This is a genomic window from Pseudarthrobacter sp. NPDC080039 (assembly GCF_040702335.1).
Classification (GTDB): domain Bacteria; phylum Actinomycetota; class Actinomycetes; order Actinomycetales; family Micrococcaceae; genus Arthrobacter; species Arthrobacter enclensis_A.
This window is the reverse complement of record NZ_JBFBKY010000012.1, coordinates 44,697-62,570: the sequence shown is the minus strand read 5'-3', so window position 1 is coordinate 62,570 and position 17,874 is coordinate 44,697. Positions and strand designations below refer to the sequence as shown.

The window sequence follows — 17,874 nt, the reverse complement described above, 5'->3', positions numbered from 1 at the left end:
CCTAGCCGCTGGCGCGCATCCGGAAAAAGGTGACAGCCCCTTCCCTGCACCCAGCAGAAATCCCCGCCGTGCGGAGAATTCCCCCTGTACTTACAGGGGGAACTGTCCACAAAACGGGGACTCCTGGCTGTTTCTGTGCTGCTGTCCGTTCCGGACGTGTGGCTTACAGCTCCGAAGCGGGCACACCGACACCGAGGATGATCGGTTCCTCGGCGGCCTTGCCCACCTCAGCCGACGGAACAGCGGTCTCCGGGGCCTTGGCCTCGTGGGAGTGGCCCGACGCGGTCGCCTGGACACTCTCGTGGTGCTGCACCGCGGTCTCGTTGGCGGCGCCCTGGGCACGGCTGGCAGCGCGGTGGCGGCGCGGCCGCCGCTGCCGGGACTGCTCCAGAGTGTGGTCCGAATAGTCCTTTTCAGCCGGAGCATCAACGGTGGCGCGCGCTTCCCCTCCCCCGGCAGTCCGCCCTTCCGGTGCCGGCTGGTCAGCTGCAGGTTCGGCGCCCGTCGGGGCAGCGGCGGCCTTGCCGGGTGCATCCTCGACAGAGGATGCGGGCTGGCCCAGGTGGGCGAACGCTTCTGCGAGCCGGTCCAGGGTCAGGGCCGGCTTGGGGTGGTGCTCCTCCGCGTGCTCCACGAAGGGAAGCGGGACTTCCTCTCCCCCGAAGGTCAGGACAGCCGCCGGTCGGGCCGGGGCGTCGGCGTCGTGCTTCTCCTCCATGGGTGCAGGCGCAGGCGGAGCCGGTGGCACCTGCCGGGCAGCCGCCACCTCATCGTCGTGCAGATGGGCGGCATGGGCAGCAGCCGCGATGTTTGCCAGGGCAAGCCGGGTGGCTTCTGCTTTGGCGTGCCGCTCCGCGTCTGCCGCCTCCGGCAGGACCGTGTGGACCTGCACCGCGGGCACCGGCGCAGCCTCGGGTTGCTGGCCGCCGCGTCCGCGCCGGCGCTTGCGCTCGGAACGGGGTCCCTGCTGGGCGTTGTCGGTCCGCTGCGCCTCGGGACGGTGCACCTCGGCCCGCGGTTCGGGGCGGCTGTCGGTGCGCTGGACGTGGTGCTCGGCGGCCACGATGTTTGCGCGGCGGTGTTCCACCGGATCGTCGTGGGTGACCACGCCGCGGCCGGCGCAGGCCTCACACTGCTCGCCAAAGACTTCCAGCAACCCGGTGCCCATGCGCTTGCGGGTCATCTGGACAAGGCCCAGCGACGTCACTTCGGCCACCTGGTGCTTGGTCCGGTCCCGGCCCAGGCACTCCACCAGCCGGCGCAGGACAAGGTCGCGGTTGGATTCGAGGACCATGTCGATGAAGTCGATGACGATAATGCCGCCGATGTCGCGCAGGCGCAGCTGGCGCACCACTTCTTCGGCTGCTTCGAGGTTGTTCTTGGTGACGGTTTCCTCGAGGTTGCCGCCGCTGCCGGTGAACTTGCCGGTGTTGACGTCCACCACTGTCATGGCCTCGGTGCGGTCGATCACCAGGGACCCGCCGGAGGGCAGGAAGACCTTGCGCTCAAGGGCCTTGTGGATCTGTTCGTCGATGCGCCAGGCGGAGAAGATGTCCTGGTCCTTGGTCCACTTCTCGAGCCGCCCCACCAGGTCAGGTGCCACGTAGGTGACGTAGGCCTCGATGGTGTCCCAGGCTTCCTCGCCGGAAACGATGAGCTTGGAGAAGTCTTCGTTGAAGACGTCTCGGACGACCTTGATGGTCAGGTCCGGTTCGCCGTACAGCAGTTCCGGAGCCAGGATCTTGGTGGACGCGGCCTGGCTTTCGATGCCTTCCCACTGGGCGCGCAGCCGGTTGATGTCGTGCGTCAGCTCTTCCTCGGAAGCGCCCTCGGCGGCAGTACGGACAATGACGCCGGCGTGCTCGGGCAGGCGGTCCTTGAGGATGCGCTTGAGCCGGTTGCGTTCGACGTCGGGCAGCTTGCGGGAGATGCCCGTCATTGAGCCGCCGGGCACGTAGACCAGGTAGCGTCCGGGAAGCGAGATCTGGCTGGTCAGGCGGGCACCCTTGTGGCCCACGGGGTCCTTGGTGACCTGGACCAGCACGGTGTCGCCGGACTTGAGCGCGTTTTCGATGCGGCGCTGCTTGCCCTCGAGGTTCACGGCTTCCCAGTTGACCTCGCCGGCGTAGAGGACGGCGTTGCGGCCCCGGCCGATGTCGACGAATGCAGCTTCCATTGACGGCAGCACGTTCTGCACCTTGCCCAGGTACACGTTGCCGATCAGTGAGTCCTGCTGGGTCTTGGACACGAAGTGTTCTGCCAGGACGCCGTCTTCGAGGACGGCGATCTGGATCCTGTCGTCGCGCTGGCGAACGATCATCTGGCGGTCGACGGACTCCCGGCGCGCCAGGAACTCTGCCTCGGTGATGACGGTGCGGCGGCGGCCGGTGTCGCGGGATTCACGGCGGCGCTGCTTCTTGGCCTCAAGCCGGGTGGAACCCTTTACGCTGGTCACCCGGTTGCTCACCGGGACGTCGCTGACAGGTCGCGGTGCACGGACCCTGGTCACCGTGTTGGGGGGATCGTCATCTCCGCCGCCGGTCAGTTCAAGGTCCTGGTCACCGCGGCGGCGGCGACGGCGGCGGCGGGAGGTCACCCCGTCCTCCACCTGCCCGGCGGTATCCTCGTCGGCCTCGTCTTCGGCGTCAGCCTCCGCGCCGTTTTCAAGGTCCTCGTCCGTCCTCTCGCCGGTCCGGCTGCGGCCACGGCGGCCACGGCTGCGGCGCCGGCGGCGGCTGGAGGAGTCGTCGGTGTCTTCGGCCTCCTCCTCTTCAGGCTCCTCTGCGGCGGCCGCGGCGGGGCGGACAACCGTGCTGAGGTCCGGGGCCTGGAAGAGCACTGAGGTGGGCGACGCGGGTTCCAGGAAGAGCGAGCCAAAGGGGCTGGCGGGCGCGGCGGTTTCTCCGGCCGGAGCGGCCGCTGGTTCCCTGTCCTGCTTCGCAGCCTCTGCGGCGGTGGGCTCCTGGGTGGCCTGCTGCTCACCGGCATCCGGGGCGGCGGGCTCCTGGGCGGCGGTGGCTGCCTGGGCGGAGGCGGACTCCTGCTCCCCGGCGTTCGACGCTGTGGATTCAGCAACGACAGCTTCCGCCTCGTTGGCTTCCACCACGGGGGCCGCAGCGGGGGATGCAACCTTGCGGGTGGCGACCCGGCGGCGGCGAACGAGTTTGGTTTCAACGTCGGCCGCAGGTGCCGGAGCAGATGCAGCACCGGGCTCCTCAGCGGCGGGACTGTCAACAACGGCAGCGGCGACGGCGGGGTCTGCTTCATCGGCGAAGGCGGGCAGGGGTTCGGCAGCGTCGACTTTTTTCCTGGCGCGGGTCCGACGGGCCGGCGCCTTGGGCGCCTCTTCCGCCACGGCACCGTCAGCACCGGTGGGGTCAGGGGCCTCTGAGCCGCCCCCGGCGGCCGTCACGTCTTCGCTGGTCTTTGGAGCCGCCTTGCGGCGCGTACGCGGGGCCTTCCTGGGTGCAGCAGCATCGGCGTCCGCTGCTGTGTCATTAACGGCCAGTTCCTGATCATTGTCCATATGTGGCAACACTCCTGCCCCTGACGTACCGCCACATCCGGCACCCATTGGGGCACATATTGTCAAAACCCGCAGGCGTTGACAGAAGTCAAGTGGATACTCCCAGGTTCGCACCGTCGTTGGGGTGCGGCAGCCCGTGGGAGCCGGTGGATGTTCTGAAAACCCGTTGTTCCACGTGCCACAACCAGGTGCCGCCCAATGGAGTCGCGGGTGTGCCGGAAGAATCCGAAGCCTGCCCTGCTCATCATTGGCGGTCTTGGGAACAAGCCACCGGACCGGAGTCCGAATGTGGATCGGCTTCCAGCCACGTTCATTCTCTCATACCGCGGCAGGATCGCCGCGGAGGCAGGTGCTGCTGTTCCCGTTGCTGTGTGATGGCTCCAGCCGCCGGCGTTACAATCAGGCACAGGAGCACCGGACGAAAAGGACGCCACACCCATGCCCAGCATCTCCCCCGTCAGCGCCCAGGAACATGGACGGGCAGCCGATCCACAGGCCAGTGCTGCCGGAAGCCTTCCCCCCATGGCCCGGAACCGGCCTTTCGGCTGGCTGCTGGTGATCACCGGCATCACAGGCTGGCTTGCGTCGGGAACCCTGGTCCTGGAAAAACTCGAAGTACTTAAGGATCCCAACCACGCCACGGTGTGCGACGTGAATCCCTGGATTTCGTGCGGCCAGGTAATGCAGACGTGGCAGAGTTCCGTATTCGGCTTTCCCAACATGTTCATTGGGATTGTGGCCTTCGCCGTCATCATCACCGTGGGCATGGCCCTGCTCTCCGGGGCAACCTTTGCCCGCTGGTACTGGCTGGGGCTGCAGACCGGAGTCACGCTGGGCTTCGCCTTCGTTGTCTGGCTGTGGTCGCAGGCCCTGTACTCCATCCACATCCTCTGCCCGCTGTGCATGATCGTCTGGGCAGCCATGATCCCGCTCTTCGTGTGGACCACCATCAGGAACATCGCAGCCGGCGTCATTCCCGTCCCGGCAGGTGCGGCCCGGCTCCTGGGTGATTCCGGCTGGATCCTTACCGCGCTGCTCTACGTGGCCGTCGTCGCCACCATCTTCTTCGCGTTCATCCAGGTGTTTGTGGGGACCTCGGGCTTCTAGCCGGGCGGCTCCCCCGGCGGATAAAGGATAAGGCCAATGTTCACGAAGAACATTGGCCTTATCTGTCAGATGGCAACGCTTTGGTCCACGCCACTGCGCGGGGCGCGACCGCCGGTTACTGGAACCAGATCTTGATCTCGCGCTCGGCGGAATCGGTCGAGTCGGAGCCGTGCACCAGGTTCTGCTGGACCTTCAGGCCCCAGTCGCGGCCGAAGTCGCCACGGATGGTGCCGGGGGCCGCCGTCGTGGGATCGGTGGTGCCTGCGAGTGAGCGGAAACCTTCGATGACGCGGTGGCCTTCGAAGATGGCCGCCACCACGGGGCCGCTGAGCATGAACTCCACCAGCGGCTCGTAAAAGGGCTTGCCCACGTGTTCCTCGTAGTGCTGCTCCAGCAGTTCACGGGTGGCGTCAACCTTCTTCAGCTCAACAAGGCTGTAGCCCTTGGCTTCAATACGGGCCAGGATGGCGCCGGTCAGGTTACGGGCGACGCCGTCGGGCTTGATCAGGACGAGGGTGCGCTCTGTAGTCACAACTGCTCCAATGGGTTGGTGGGGTTTCGGGACAAGTCTACGGGGACTGGGGCTGGGCCGGACCGGCAGCCTGGTCGGGGTGGGCGGCTTCCCATTCCGCCTGCTCGCGTGCTCGCTGGGCGGCCTCGCGGTCCAGCCGGATGCCGGTGCGTATGCCGTACCACCAGGCGAGGGCGAAGAGCGCGCCCACCAGGTACATGGTCGGTTCGATAATGCCCATGAGGATCAGGACCAGTTGCAGGACCCAGCCCACACCGATTCCCCAGGGTCTGTTGAGGACCGCGCAGGCGGCGACCATGAGCACGCTGAGGCCGATGCCGACCCCGAGGATCAGCACCGGCGGAAACTCACCGCGGCGGAGGCCGAACACCGCCAGGGTGGCGAAGAACATGACGAACGCTTCGAGGAGCAGGACCGTTGAGGCGAACATGACCTTGGTGGAACGCCGCTTCTTCGGCATCCCGGGACGCCACTCGCGCTGTGCTTTGGTGAGTCTGGCCACGGTCACGCCTCCGTTTTTCCGAGCAGGATCCGCGCTTCGGCCACCAGCGTGATGGAGCCGGTGACCAGCACACCGCCGGACAGGTCCTCGTTGGCTTCGGCCCGTTCCACCGCCCATTCCAGCGCGTCGTCCAGTTTCTCGGCAATGTGGACATTGTCCTCGCCGAAGCCCAGCTCGATCGCCAGCTCAGCCAGTTCGGCAGCAGGAACGGCCCGGGGCGAGTTGGACTGCGTGAAGCAGTATTCGTCCGCTACCCCTTCCAAGGACTCCTTGAGTTCCCGGAGGATTTCCTCAGCATCCTTTTCCTTGAGCACGCCCACGACGGGAACCAGCTTGGTGAAGGTAAATGCTTCCTGCAGCGCGGCAGCGGAGGCCTTGATGCCATCCGGGTTGTGCGCGGCGTCCACGATGATCGTGGGGGCAGTCCGCACCACCTCGAGGCGCCCCGGGGATGTCACAGCCGCGAAGCCTTCCTGCAGAACATCGAAGTCGAGCTCCTTCTCGCCGCCGAAGAATGCCTCCAGCGCGGCCACCGCAACGGCGGCGTTCTGCGCCTGGTGCGCACCATGCAGCGGCACCAGCAGGTCCGGGTAGCGGCCTGCGATGCCCTGGATGGTGACCAGCTGCCCACCAACAGCGACAGTGCGCGACTCGACGCCGAACTCCACGCCTTCGAAGCGGAACGGCACACCCACTTCCTTGGCCTTTTCCAGCAGCACCTGGGCCGCGTCAAGGGGCTGGGCCGCGCTGATGAGGTAGCCGCCGGGCTTGATGATGCCGGCCTTTTCGTAGGCGATGTCCTCGGTGGTGTCGCCCAGCAGGTCCGTGTGGTCCAGCGAAATCGGCGTCACTACCGACACCTGGCCGTCACCGACGTTGGTGGCGTCGGTGATGCCGCCAAGGCCCACCTCGATGATGGCCACGTTGACGGGCTGGTCGGCGAAGATGGCGAAGCCCAGGATGGTGAGGCACTCGAAGTAGGTCAGCCGCGGCTGGCCCTCGGCTTCCAGTTCGGAGTCGACAATCTGCAGGTAGGGCCTGATTTCGTCCCAGATCCTGACGAACGCATCGTCGGAGACGGGGTGGCCGTCGATGCTGATCCGCTCGGTGACCTTGGACAGGTGCGGACTGGTGTACCGGCCCGTGCTCAGGCCGTGCGCGCGGAGCACGGACTCGATCATCCGGGAGGTGGAGGTCTTGCCGTTCGTGCCGGTCACGTGGATGATCGGGTACGCCTTGTTGGGCTCGCCCAGCACGTCCATGGCACGGAACAGCGGCGCCAGGCGGGGCTCCATCTTGTTTTCCGGAGCCCGGCCCAGCAGTTCGGCATAAACGCTTTCAACCGAGAATTCGTCGGTCATGTCCTAGGCCTCCACTTTTTCCACCGCGACGGCGGGCTCGGACACATCGGCAGGTTCAGCGGCCAGATCCACCGTCAGCGTCTCACCCTTGACAAGTTCAGCGTTGGCGAGCAGGGCATCCACCACGTTCTGCGCGGCGGTGACCGTGGTCCGGATCCGGTCGCTCACGTTGAGTCCGGCGTCCTTGCGTGCCTGCTGGATGGCGCGGACCATGTCGCGGGCCAGACCTTCGGCTTCCAGCTCCGGCGTGACCTCGGTATTGAGCACAACGAAGCCGCCGCCGGGAAGTACGGCAACAGCTGCCGAACCGCCGTCGGATTCTGCCACCACCGTCTCCAGCGTGTACTCCTGCGGCTCCAGCTGGAGGCCGCCGGCGGTGACCACGCCCGCATCGTCCACGGACCAGTCCCCGGACTTGGAGCCCTTGATGGCCACCTGGACATTCTTGCCCAGGCGCGGACCGGCGGCACGGGCGTTGACCACCAGCTTCTGCTGGATGCCGAACTCTTCGGGGGAAGCGGTTGCGGCGTCCAGCAGGCGGACGGACCGGAGGTTGAGTTCATCGGCGACGACGGCGGCAAAGCCTTCGAGTGCGCCCGCGCCGGGTGCCACCACGGTGAGTTCCTGCAGCGGCAGGCGGACGCGCAGGTTCGCTGCCTTCCGCAGCGAGGAGCCGGTGGAGCAGATCTGCTGGACCCGGTCCATGGCTTCCACCAGGGACGGGTTGGCCGGGAACAGGTCAGCGTCAGGCCAGTCGGCGAGGTGCACGGACCGGCCGCCGGTCAGGCCGCGCCAGATCTCCTCGGAGACCAGCGGCAGCAGCGACGCAGCAGCACGGGTGACGGTCTCCAGCGCGGTGAACAGTGCGTCGAAGGCGTCCTGGTCCTCGTCGAAGAACCGCTGCCGGCTGCGGCGGACGTACCAGTTGGTGAGCATGTCCAGGTAGCTGCGCAGCGAATCGCACGCGCCGGAGATGTCATAGGTGTCCAGTTGGCCGGTCATGGTGCGCACCAGGTCTCCGGTGTTGGCCAGGAGGTACTGGTCCAGCGTGTCCCGGTAGCCCTCATAGCGCAGCTTGGCGTCGTAGCCTGCACCGCCGTTGGCGGCGTTCGTGTACAGGGTGAAGAAGCTGTACACGTTCCACAGCGGCAGGATGACCTGGCGGACGCCGTCGCGGATGCCCTGCTCGGTGACGATCAGGTTGCCGCCGCGCAGGATGGGGCTGGACATCAGGAACCAGCGCATGGCGTCGGAGCCGTCACGGTCCAGGACCTCGGAGACGTCCGGGTAGTTGCGCAGGCTCTTGGACATCTTCTGGCCGTCGGAGCCGAGCACGATGCCGTGGCTGATGACGTTCCTGAAGGCGGGCCGGTCGAACAGTGCCGTGGACAGGATGTGCAGCATGTAAAACCAGCCGCGGGTCTGCCCGATGTACTCCACGATGAAGTCCGCCGGGTTGTGGGTGTTGAACCACGCCTCGTTCTCGAACGGGTAGTGCACCTGGCCGTAGGGCATGGAGCCGGAGTCGAACCAGACGTCCAGGACGTCCTCAACGCGGCGCATCACCGACTGGCCCTCTTCGGGGGTGCGGGGATCGTCCGGGTTGGGCCTGGTGAGCTCGTCGATGAACGGCCGGTGCAGGTCCACCTCGCCGTCCTTGTTCAGCGGCAGCCGGCCGAAGTCGGCTTCGATCTCCGCCAGGGAGCCGTAGACGTCGGTGCGCGGGTACTCCGGATCGCTGGACTGCCAGACGGGGATGGGGCTGCCCCAGAAACGGTTCCGGCTGATGGACCAGTCCCGGGCGTTTTCCAGCCACTTGCCAAACTGGCCGTCCTTGACGTTGCCGGGGATCCAGTTGATCTCCTGGTTCAGTTCGGACATCCGGTCCTTGAACTTGGTGACCTCCACGTACCAGGAAGACACCGCGCGATAGATCAGCGGGTTGCGGCAGCGCCAGCAGTGCGGGTAGCTGTGCTCGTAGCTGGCCTGGCGGACCAGCCGCCCCTGGGCGCGGAGCACCTGGGTGATGGGCTTGTTGGCGTCGAAGACCTGGAGGCCCACGATGTCGTGGAGGGCGCCGTGCTTGAACAGCGGCAGGAACTTTGCGCCCTCGTCCACGGAGAGCACCACGGGGATGCCGGCTTCCTCGCACACCTTCTGGTCGTCTTCACCGTAGGCGGGCGCCTGGTGCACGATGCCCGTACCGTCCGTGGTGGTCACGTAGTCGGCCACCACGAAGCGCCAGGCGTTTTCCATGCCGTACTTTTCGTTGTCGGCAAAGTCGTCCCAGAGCCGCTGGTACTCCAGGCCTTCAAGCTCCGCGCCGGTGTGGGTGGACATGACGGCGGCTTCCGCGTCCTCGAAGCTGTCGTAGCCCAGGTCCTTGGCGTAGCTGCCCAGCAAATCCGCTGCGAGCAGGAAGCTGCCCGTGACCGGGGCGTCAGCGGAGGCTGCCTTGATGCCGTTGGGTCCGGCGGGCAGCACAACGTAAGTGATGGAAGGCCCGACGGCGAGCGCGGCGTTGGTGGGCAGGGTCCAGGGGGTGGTGGTCCAGGCCAGGGCCTGCACTCCGGCGAGTTCCTTTGACAGCTCCGACGCGCCCGCGCGGATGGGGAACGTGACGGTGACGGTCTGGTCCTGGCGGTTCTTGTACACATCGTCGTCCATGCGCAGCTCATGGTTGGACAGCGGCGTTTCGTCCTTCCAGCAGTAGGGCAGGACGCGATAGCCGTTGTACGTCAGGCCTTTGTCGTGCAGCTGCTTGAAGGCCCAGAGGACCGACTCCATGTACTCGACATTGAGCGTCTTGTAGTCGTTGTCGAAGTCCACCCAGCGCGCCTGGCGGGTGACATAGCTACGCCATTCATCGGCGTACTTCATGACCGATGCCCGGCAGGCGTCGTTGAACTTGTCGATGCCCATGGCTTCGATCTGGGTCTTGTCCGTCATGCCCAGCTGCTTCATGGCTTCAAGCTCGGCAGGCAGGCCGTGGGTGTCCCAGCCAAAGCGGCGTTCCACGCGCTTGCCGCGCTGAGTCTGGTAGCGGCCCACCAGGTCCTTGGCGTAGCCCGTAAGGAGGTGGCCGTAGTGCGGCAGGCCGTTGGCGAAGGGCGGGCCGTCGTAGAACACGAATTCGTTGCTGCCCGGCTCGCCGCCGGGAACGTCGGCACTGCGCTGGTCGATGCTGGCCTGGAAGGTGCCGTCCTGGTCCCAGTACTTCAGGATGCGCTCTTCGATCTCCGGAAACTTCACGGAGGCGGAAACGCCGCGCGTGCCACTGGCGGAGGCTGAGGCCTTGGGGTAAAAAGTCATTCTCGACATCCCGGGTTGAGCTTGGCGAACTGCGGGCTTGCGCCTTTCGTTCCGATCAGGATGCGAGGACGGCTGCCGTGCTGTCCCAAAACTGCACGCCCACCGCGGTACCACCTCACTTACCGGCGCTGCCGGTTCCCTTGGGGAACCGCCCTGCACCGGCCGCTCATTGACTGCTGTAACGGGCTTACCCGTCCGGTTCTACTGGCGCGGCGCGCCCTTGTACGGGGCGCCCGTGCGTTCTTCCGGAAGCTCACCGGTGATTGCCGGGTCATAGCCACACCAGAGTCTACTATCGCCGCAGCGCCAGTGCCATTCAGGGGACGGTTGCTGGGGGCTGACGCTTCCCGCGCTCAATGCCTAGACTCGGCTCATGACAGCTCCCGGGCGTTCGGCAGCAGCCAGGCGCCTGGCTGCCGCGGGCAGATGGCTGTTCTTCCCCGTTGTACTGCCGGTGGCAGTGGTCTCAGCCCTGCGCGGGCTGCCCGCCGACCTGCCCGTGCTGGGGGTCCAGCTCGTGGCGTTCACCCCCTGGCTCGCAGTGCCCGCCGCCGCGGCACTGCTGCTTTCCTTCCTGGGACGGCGCCGCTGGCAGCAGGTGCTGGCCGCCGCCCTGGCCGCGTGCCAAGCGTTCTGGCTCTTCCCATTGGACGTTCGGGAGCCCGCGGCCGAAGCTGCCGGCAAACAGATCACGCTTGTCGCCATGAGCATCAATGCGGAGTTGGGGGGCGCAGACGCCGAGGGCATCGTGCGACTGGTCCGCGACCGGCATGTGGACCTGCTGGCGGTCGAGGAGTACACGCCGGAACTGTCCCGACGGCTCGCGGCCGCCGGGCTTGACGGCCTCCTACCCCACCGTGACGCCCATCCCAGGACCGGCGCAGGCGGGACGGCCATCTACACGTCGTTCAGCATGAAGGAGACCGGAGTGCTCCCCGGTACGCAGTTCACCATGCCGGTGGTCCGCCTGGACCTCGGTGACGGAAGCGGCACCGGCCTTCGCGTTGTGGCCGTCCACACCCTGGCCCCCGTGGGGGACGGCCTCGGCCAATGGCGGCGTGACCTGGCCACGGTGGCCAGAGCGGACAACGGTTCAGGCCCCCTGCTGCTGGCGGGAGACTTCAACGCGACGTACGACCACCGGGAGTTCCGGGCGCTGCTGGCCGGAACCGGCGGCAACCGCGCCCTGGTGGACGTGGCCGCCTCGCTGGGCGACCGGCTGGTGCCCACGTGGCCCATGCGCGATTACCGACTGCCGGGGATTGCGCTTGACCACCTGGTGGCCAGTCCCGACATCAAGGGCTCCGAATACACCGTCCAAAGGGTGGATGGGACGGATCACGCCGCAGTTATAGCAACGCTCCATGCCCAGGTGCCCTAGCTTTTCCTGATCAGCTTGTGGGTGCCGGCCTGCGCCACCGGCCGGATGACGATCTGGTCCAGGTTGACGTGGTGCGGGAGTGTGACGGCGTAACGGACCACGTCGGCCACATCCTCCGCAGTCAGTGGCTTCTCAACGCCCTGGTACACCTTGCCGGCCGCCTGTGCGTCCCCCAGGCGGTTGAGCGCGAACTCCTCCGTCTGCACCAGTCCCGGCGCCACCTCGATGACGCGGACGTTGTGATCGGCTTCCTCAAGCCGGAGGGCGTTGGTCAGGGCGTGCTGGCCGAACTTGGCTGCGTTATAGCCTCCGCCGCCTTCGTACGCTTCCAGGCCCGCCGTTGAGGTCAGGTTCAGCACGGTGCCCTCGCCGGTGGCGCGCAGCATGGGCAGGAAGGCGCGGGTGAGCTTCATGGTGCCCAGGACGTTGACGCGGTACATCCATTCCCAGTCCTCCGTGGTGGCGTCCCCCACTTTGTCAGCTCCCCGGGCGCCGCCGGCGATGTTGATCAGGGTATCGATGCCGCCAGCACCGGTGACCTGCGCGAGAAGCCGGGACACGTCGTCGTCCTCCGCAATGTCTGCAGGAATGGCGACGGCGCCCGTGTCCCTTTCCAGGGCCGCGAGCCGTTCGGCCCGTCGCGCCACGGCGAAGACCGTCCACCCGTCGGCGCGGAGCGCACGCACTGCAGCCTCGCCGATTCCGCTGCTCGCGCCGGTTACCAATGCTGCCTTTTTCTGCAATTCCTCAGTCATGGCACCACCCTAGCCGGATCAGTCGGCGGCCAGTCCCACGAGGTAATCAAGAAGGACGCGTGCATTGTTGGCATCGGTATCGCGGGCGGCGTAGAGGAGGGTGACCCGGGGATGGCCGGCCGACAGCTCCAGGAGCGTCTCTACGGCAGGATTGGTGCCCAGTTCCGCCCGGTAGCGGTCGCTGAAGTCGGCAAACCGCTCCGGGCGGTGGTTGAACTCCTTGCGCAGCTCCGTGGACGGTGCCACGTCCTTGAGCCAGAGGTCGACGGCGGCGCCCTCCTTGGGCATCCCCCGCGGCCAGAGCCGGTCCACCAGCACCCGGAAGCCGTCGTCGTCCGCCGGCGGGTCATAAATGCGCTTTATGCGAATGGTTCCGTGAATGCCGCTCATAAGGCGCATGCTACCCGTGCCCGCGTCCCGCCGGACCCCGCGGGTTGGGTGGGATGGAAGCGGGCATGAAAGAATTGCCCAATGGCTGAAGACACGCAGGGTACAGACACGCCCACCACCGCCCCCATCAACGTTCCGGACAAGCCGGCCCTCGAGGGCCTCGAAGCCGCGCTCACCCAGCGCTGGCTGTCCGAAGGAACCTACAAGTTCAACCCCGACACCACCCGGGAGCAGGTCTATTCGATCGACACTCCCCCGCCCACCGCGTCGGGATCCCTGCATGTGGGGCACATGTTCTCCTTCACCCAGACGGACGTCCAGGCCCGCTACATGCGCATGACCGGCAGGAACGTCTTCTACCCCATGGGCTGGGACGACAACGGCCTGCCCACCGAGCGCCGGGTCCAGAATTACTACGGTGTCCGCTGCGATCCCGCCATCCCGTACAACGCCGACTACCGGCCACCGGCGCAGCCGGCCAAGAACCAGCGCGATTTCGATGTGGTGTCGCGCCAGAACTTCATCGAACTGTGCGAGGAACTGGCCGTCGAAGACGAAAAGGTCTTCGAGAACCTGTTCCAGACCCTGGGCCTGTCCGTGGACTGGGACCTCACCTACCGCACCATCGACGACACCTCCCGTGCCGTGTCCCAGCGCGCCTTCCTGGCCAACCTGGCTGCCGGGGATGCCTACATGGCCGAGGCACCCACGCTGTGGGATGTTACTTTCCGCACCGCAGTGGCCCAGGCAGAGCTCGAGGACCGGGAAGTTCCCGGCGCTTACTACCGCTATCCCTTCTTCACGGAAGACGGGGAGAAGGTCTTCATCGAGACCACCCGTCCGGAGTTGCTGGCGGCGTGCGCGGCGCTGGTGGCAAACCCCGACGACGAGCGGTACCAGCCGCTGTTCGGCAAGACCGTGAAGTCCCCGCTGTTCGACGTCGAGCTGGAGGTCAAGGCCCACCCGCTGGCAAAGGCGGACAAGGGTTCCGGCATCGCCATGGTCTGCACCTTCGGCGACCTCACCGACGTCACCTGGTGGCGCGAACTGCAGCTTCCCACGCGCGCCATCATGGGCCGCGACGGGCGCATTATTGCTGAGACCCCCGAGTGGATCACCAGCGACGCCGGCAAGGCAGCCTACGCCGCAATCGCCGGCAAGACTGCCTTCTCCGCCAAGGAAGCCGTGGTGGAGCTGCTCAAGGAAGCCGGCCTGCTGGACGGTGAACCGAAAAAGATCAGCCACCCGGTGAACTTCTTCGAAAAGGGCGACAAGCCCCTGGAAGTGGTCACCTCCCGCCAGTGGTACATCCGCAACGGCGGCCGCGACGAGGACCGCCGCGAACGCCTGATCGGCCGGGGCAAGGAAATCGACTTCCACCCGTCCTTCATGCGCTCCCGCTACGAGAACTGGATCGCGGGCCTCAACGGCGACTGGCTGGTCTCACGCCAGCGCTTCTTTGGTGTGCCCATCCCCGTCTGGTACCCGCTCGATGCCCAGGGCAACCCGGACTATGACAACCCCATCCTGCCCTCCGACGACCTGCTCCCGGTGGACCCGGCGGCCGACGCCGCACCGGGATTCGACGAGGCCCAGCGTGATCAGCCCAACGGCTTCACGGGAGACGCGGACGTGCTGGACACGTGGGCAACGTCGTCCCTGACCCCGCAGATCGTGGGCGGCTGGAGCAGGGATGAGGAACTGTTCGGCAAAGTCTTCCCGTTCGACCTCCGCCCGCAGGGCCACGACATCATCCGGACCTGGCTGTTCTCCTCGGTGGTCCGTGCCGATGCGCTGCAGAAGTGCGCTCCCTGGAAGCACGCGGCCATCTCCGGCTGGATCCTGGACCCGGACCGCAAGAAGATGTCCAAGTCCAAGGGCAACGTGGTGGTCCCCACGGATGTGCTGAACGAATACGGTTCGGACGCCGTCCGCTACTGGGCGGCTTCCGCGCGGCTGGGCGCGGACACCGCTTACGAGATCGCCCAGATGAAGATCGGGCGGCGACTGGCCATCAAGCTGCTGAACGCCTCCAAGTTCGTGCTGAACCTGGGTGCCACCGAGAACTCTGTGCTCTCCGGTGACCTGTCCGTCCTGACGAACCCCTTGGACCGTGCGCTGCTGGCACAGTTGGCCGACGTCGTCGCGCAGTCCACCAGGGCGTTCGACAACTACGACTATGCCCGCGCCCTTCAGCTCACGGAGTCGTTCTTCTGGCAGTTCACGGACGACTATGTTGAGCTGATCAAGGACCGCGCATACGGTGCAGCGGGAGAAGCGGAGCAGGCGTCCGTGCTTGCTGCGCTGGCTACTGCCCTGGACACCCTGCTGCGGCTCTTCGCCCCGTTCCTGCCCTTCGCCACGGAGGAAGTATGGAGCTGGTGGCGCAACGGCTCCGTGCACCGGGCGGCGTGGCCCGCCGCGCTGGAGATTCCCGGTGGGGACACCACCATGCTGGCGACCGTTGGCGTGGCGCTCAGCGGTGTCCGCAAGGCCAAGTCGGAGGCGAAGGTCAAGCAGCGCACCGAGGTGTTGTCCGCGACCATCACGGCCCCGGAAGCGCTGACCGCGCAACTGCAGGCGGGACTGGCCGACCTCAAGGCCGCGTCCAACGCCCGGGACATCACTTTGGTGGTGGGTGAAGGCGACCTCACGGTGAGCGACGTTGCCCTGGCGGCCAGTGACGAGCCCGCCAAGGCCTGACAGGCGCCCATAGCCGGCCCGGCCCTGTTTCCGGGCAAAGGGGAAGCCCCATCAGCGTTTTGCCGTTGGTGGGGCTTCGACTGTTTCGGCCATCCGGTGACGTGCTCTGATGGTCTGGCAGGATCCGCTGATCTTCAGGTCTTACTGCCCCGTCACTGACAGCTTGCATTCAACTTTGCCGATGGCTGCGTCAAAATACATATCACTGAATCTTTGGTTCCTGCGTCCCGCTTCTTTCGAAGTGGGTAAGGTCAATTGTTCTCCTGCTCCATGCCATGCACAAGGGCCCCGGGATAACTACACGCTGGTAGTTATCCCGGGGCCCCTGGAGCATCGCGTCCCCGCCGGCGGCCGGGGCTCAGTCGAATTCCGGGCTCTCGGTGCGGCTGCGCTTCAACTCGAAGAAGTGCGGGAAGGCGGCGATGGTTGTGGTGGCATCCCAGATCCTGCCGGCTTCCTCTCCACGGGGAATCCTGGTGAGGACCGGACCAAAGAAGGCGGTTCCGTTGAACGCGACCACAGGTGTGCCCACGTCCTGGCCCACGAGGCAGATGCCTTCGTCATGGCTGGCCCGGAGCTGCCGGTCATAAGCGTCGCTGGTGGCGGCGTCAGCCAGGGAAGCAGGGAGCCCGCACTCGGCCAGGGCCTTGGTGATCACCTGGGTGCGGTCCTTCTCGCCCTGGTTGTGGATCAGCGTTCCCATGGCGTCGTACAGGGGCTTGATGAACTGCGGCCCGTGCTCCTCCCGGGCGGCGATGATGACGCGCACCATCCCCCAGGCGTTGTCCATGGATTCGCGGTAGCCGGGGTCCAGGTCGCGTCCCTCGTTCAGCACCGCGAGGCTCATGACGTGCCACTCCGTCTCGATGTCGCGGACGGCTTCCACCTCACCGATCCAGCGGGAGGTGACCCACGCGAACGGGCACAGGGGGTCGAACCAGAAATCGGCTTTGTTCTTGGCAGGTGCAGACACGAAGGTCCTCTCGGTCAGGCAGACTTACGGCGCTTGGCGACGTGCGGAATCATGGTGGGTTCGGCTCCGCGCAGGACCACGTCCTCGGTGATCACCACGCTGGCAACATCCTCGCGGCTTGGAAGATCGAACATGACGGGAAGCAGGACTTCCTCCAGGATGGCGCGGAGCCCGCGGGCACCTGTGCCCCGTTCCAGGGCCTGCTCGGCAATGGCCTCAAGGGCGGTGTCGTCAAACACCAGCTCCACGCCGTCGATCTGGAACATCTTCTGGTACTGCTTCACCAGTGCGTTCTTGGGAGTGGAGAGAATCTGGATCAGGGCGTCCCGGTCAAGGTTGGACACGGTGGTGATGACGGGGAGCCGGCCGATGAATTCGGGGATGAGGCCGAACTTCAGCAGGTCCTCCGGCATGACCTCGCCGTAGGAGTCAACCTTCTTGCTGGCCTCGTTGAGCGGCGCGCCGAAGCCGATACCCTTGCGGCCGGAACGGGACCCAATGATCTCCTCCAGGCCCGCGAAGGCGCCTGCCACGATGAACAGGACGTTCGTGGTGTCGATCTGGATGAATTCCTGGTGCGGGTGCTTGCGTCCGCCCTGCGGCGGGACGGAGGCAACAGTGCCCTCCAGGATCTTCAGGAGTGCCTGCTGCACGCCCTCGCCGGACACGTCCCGGGTGATGGAGGGGTTTTCGCTCTTGCGGGAGATCTTGTCGATCTCGTCGATGTAGATGATGCCCTGTTCGGCCTTCTTGACGTCATAGTCCGCGGCCTGGATGAGCTTGAGGAGGATGTTCTCCACGTCCTCGCCAACGTAGCCGGCCTCGGTCAAAGCGGTGGCGTCCGCCACGGCGAAGGGGACGTTCAGGCGGCGCGCAAGGGTCTGGGCCAGGTAGGTCTTGCCGCATCCTGTGGGTCCAATGAGGAGGATGTTCGACTTGGCGATTTCGACGTCGTCATGATGCCCGCCGTCCCCGAGGCTTCCGGACTTGGGCGCGTGGCCGGCCTGGATGCGCTTGTAGTGGTTGTAGACCGCGACGGCGAGAGAGCGTTTCGCAGGCTCCTGGCCGATGACGTATTCCTGCAGGAAGTCGAAGATCTCACGCGGCTTGGGCAGTTCGAAGCTGCCGAGGTCGGCAACCTCCGCCAGTTCCTCTTCGATGATTTCGTTGCACAACTCGATGCATTCATCGCAGATGTAGACACCGGGCCCGGCAATGAGCTTGCGCACCTGCTTCTGGCTCTTTCCGCAGAAAGAGCACTTCAGCAGATCCGTGCTCTCGCCAATCCGAGCCATATGTGAACCCCTTAGTATCCTGCTGCCAGGCAGCCCT

Annotated in this window: 12 protein-coding genes; 3 read left to right on the top strand and 9 right to left on the bottom strand. The window is 66.1% G+C overall.

Translation table 11 applies throughout. The annotated features are described in order from the left end of the window. Positions 1–163 precede the first annotated feature (163 nt). Positions 164–3,526: an Rne/Rng family ribonuclease gene (locus AB0313_RS13965; protein WP_366306168.1), complete on the bottom strand. Its 3,363-nt coding sequence runs from the start codon at positions 3,524–3,526 to the stop codon at positions 164–166. Between the two features lie 438 nt (positions 3,527–3,964). On the opposite strand from AB0313_RS13965, the gene AB0313_RS13960 reads away from it, so the two are divergent. After that, positions 3,965–4,633: a vitamin K epoxide reductase family protein gene (locus tag AB0313_RS13960; protein WP_141941777.1), complete on the top strand. Its 669-nt coding sequence runs from the start codon at positions 3,965–3,967 to the stop codon at positions 4,631–4,633. Positions 4,634–4,748: 115 nt separating this feature from the next. Here AB0313_RS13960 and ndk read toward each other — a convergent pair whose 3' ends face one another. The 4 genes from ndk to ileS are packed head-to-tail and all read right to left on the bottom strand — an operon-like array spanning position 4,749 to position 10,340. Then, the gene (ndk, locus tag AB0313_RS13955) at positions 4,749–5,165 is read right to left on the bottom strand and encodes a nucleoside-diphosphate kinase (RefSeq protein ID WP_141941779.1); all 417 of its coding nucleotides are present in this window, start codon (positions 5,163–5,165) and stop codon (positions 4,749–4,751) included. 37 nt (positions 5,166–5,202) lie between these two features. After that, entirely contained in the window at positions 5,203–5,667 is a 465-nt protein-coding gene (locus tag AB0313_RS13950) for a DUF4233 domain-containing protein (RefSeq protein ID WP_141946374.1), read from the bottom strand. Between the two features lie 2 nt (positions 5,668–5,669). Beyond that, positions 5,670–7,028, bottom strand: a complete 1,359-nt coding sequence (locus AB0313_RS13945; protein ID WP_366306165.1) for a folylpolyglutamate synthase/dihydrofolate synthase family protein — start codon at positions 7,026–7,028, stop codon at positions 5,670–5,672. Positions 7,029–7,031: 3 nt separating this feature from the next. Beyond that, positions 7,032–10,340, bottom strand: coding sequence for an isoleucine--tRNA ligase (ileS, locus tag AB0313_RS13940; RefSeq protein WP_366306163.1), 3,309 nt, complete (start codon positions 10,338–10,340; stop codon positions 7,032–7,034). A gap of 373 nt (positions 10,341–10,713) precedes the next feature. Between ileS and AB0313_RS13935 the strand changes: the two genes are divergently transcribed. Next, complete coding sequence (locus AB0313_RS13935) at positions 10,714–11,721, top strand: endonuclease/exonuclease/phosphatase family protein (RefSeq protein WP_366306161.1); 1,008 nt, start codon at positions 10,714–10,716, stop codon at positions 11,719–11,721. On the opposite strand, the gene AB0313_RS13930 is transcribed toward AB0313_RS13935, so the two are convergent. Both AB0313_RS13930 and AB0313_RS13925 read right to left on the bottom strand, forming a co-directional pair. Then, positions 11,718–12,476 carry an SDR family oxidoreductase gene (locus AB0313_RS13930; protein WP_307306341.1) on the bottom strand — a complete coding sequence of 253 codons (759 nt, stop codon included), beginning with the start codon at positions 12,474–12,476 and terminating at the stop codon, positions 11,718–11,720. The genes AB0313_RS13935 and AB0313_RS13930 overlap by 4 nt on opposite strands. Positions 12,477–12,494: 18 nt before the next feature. Further along, a complete protein-coding gene (locus tag AB0313_RS13925; protein ID WP_141941789.1) occupies positions 12,495–12,866 on the bottom strand; it encodes a DUF488 domain-containing protein in 372 nt (123 codons plus the stop codon). An 81-nt stretch (positions 12,867–12,947) separates the two neighbouring features. Between AB0313_RS13925 and valS the strand changes: the two genes are divergently transcribed. After that, positions 12,948–15,569 (top strand): valine--tRNA ligase, encoded by a 2,622-nt coding sequence (gene valS / locus AB0313_RS13920; RefSeq protein ID WP_366306159.1) that lies wholly within the window; start codon positions 12,948–12,950, stop codon positions 15,567–15,569. A 358-nt stretch (positions 15,570–15,927) separates the two neighbouring features. Here valS and AB0313_RS13915 read toward each other — a convergent pair whose 3' ends face one another. Together AB0313_RS13915 and clpX are read right to left on the bottom strand one after the other, a co-directional pair. Continuing rightward, positions 15,928–16,542 (bottom strand): DsbA family protein, encoded by a 615-nt coding sequence (locus AB0313_RS13915; RefSeq protein ID WP_366306157.1) that lies wholly within the window; start codon positions 16,540–16,542, stop codon positions 15,928–15,930. A 14-nt stretch (positions 16,543–16,556) separates the two neighbouring features. Further along, positions 16,557–17,837 carry an ATP-dependent Clp protease ATP-binding subunit ClpX gene (gene clpX / locus AB0313_RS13910; RefSeq protein WP_141941794.1) on the bottom strand — a complete coding sequence of 427 codons (1,281 nt, stop codon included), beginning with the start codon at positions 17,835–17,837 and terminating at the stop codon, positions 16,557–16,559. Positions 17,838–17,874: the final 37 nt, after the last annotated feature.

Coding starts and splice junctions, on each gene's coding strand:
- AB0313_RS13925 (WP_141941789.1), bottom strand. CDS start 12,866: ATGAGCGGCATTCACGGAACCATTCGCATAAAGCGCATTTATGACCCG.
- valS (WP_366306159.1), top strand. CDS start 12,948: ATGGCTGAAGACACGCAGGGTACAGACACGCCCACCACCGCCCCCATC.
- AB0313_RS13945 (WP_366306165.1), bottom strand. CDS start 7,028: ATGACCGACGAATTCTCGGTTGAAAGCGTTTATGCCGAACTGCTGGGC.
- AB0313_RS13930 (WP_307306341.1), bottom strand. CDS start 12,476: ATGACTGAGGAATTGCAGAAAAAGGCAGCATTGGTAACCGGCGCGAGC.
- AB0313_RS13935 (WP_366306161.1), top strand. CDS start 10,714: ATGACAGCTCCCGGGCGTTCGGCAGCAGCCAGGCGCCTGGCTGCCGCG.
- AB0313_RS13965 (WP_366306168.1), bottom strand. CDS start 3,526: ATGGACAATGATCAGGAACTGGCCGTTAATGACACAGCAGCGGACGCC.
- AB0313_RS13960 (WP_141941777.1), top strand. CDS start 3,965: ATGCCCAGCATCTCCCCCGTCAGCGCCCAGGAACATGGACGGGCAGCC.
- clpX (WP_141941794.1), bottom strand. CDS start 17,837: ATGGCTCGGATTGGCGAGAGCACGGATCTGCTGAAGTGCTCTTTCTGC.
- ileS (WP_366306163.1), bottom strand. CDS start 10,340: ATGACTTTTTACCCCAAGGCCTCAGCCTCCGCCAGTGGCACGCGCGGC.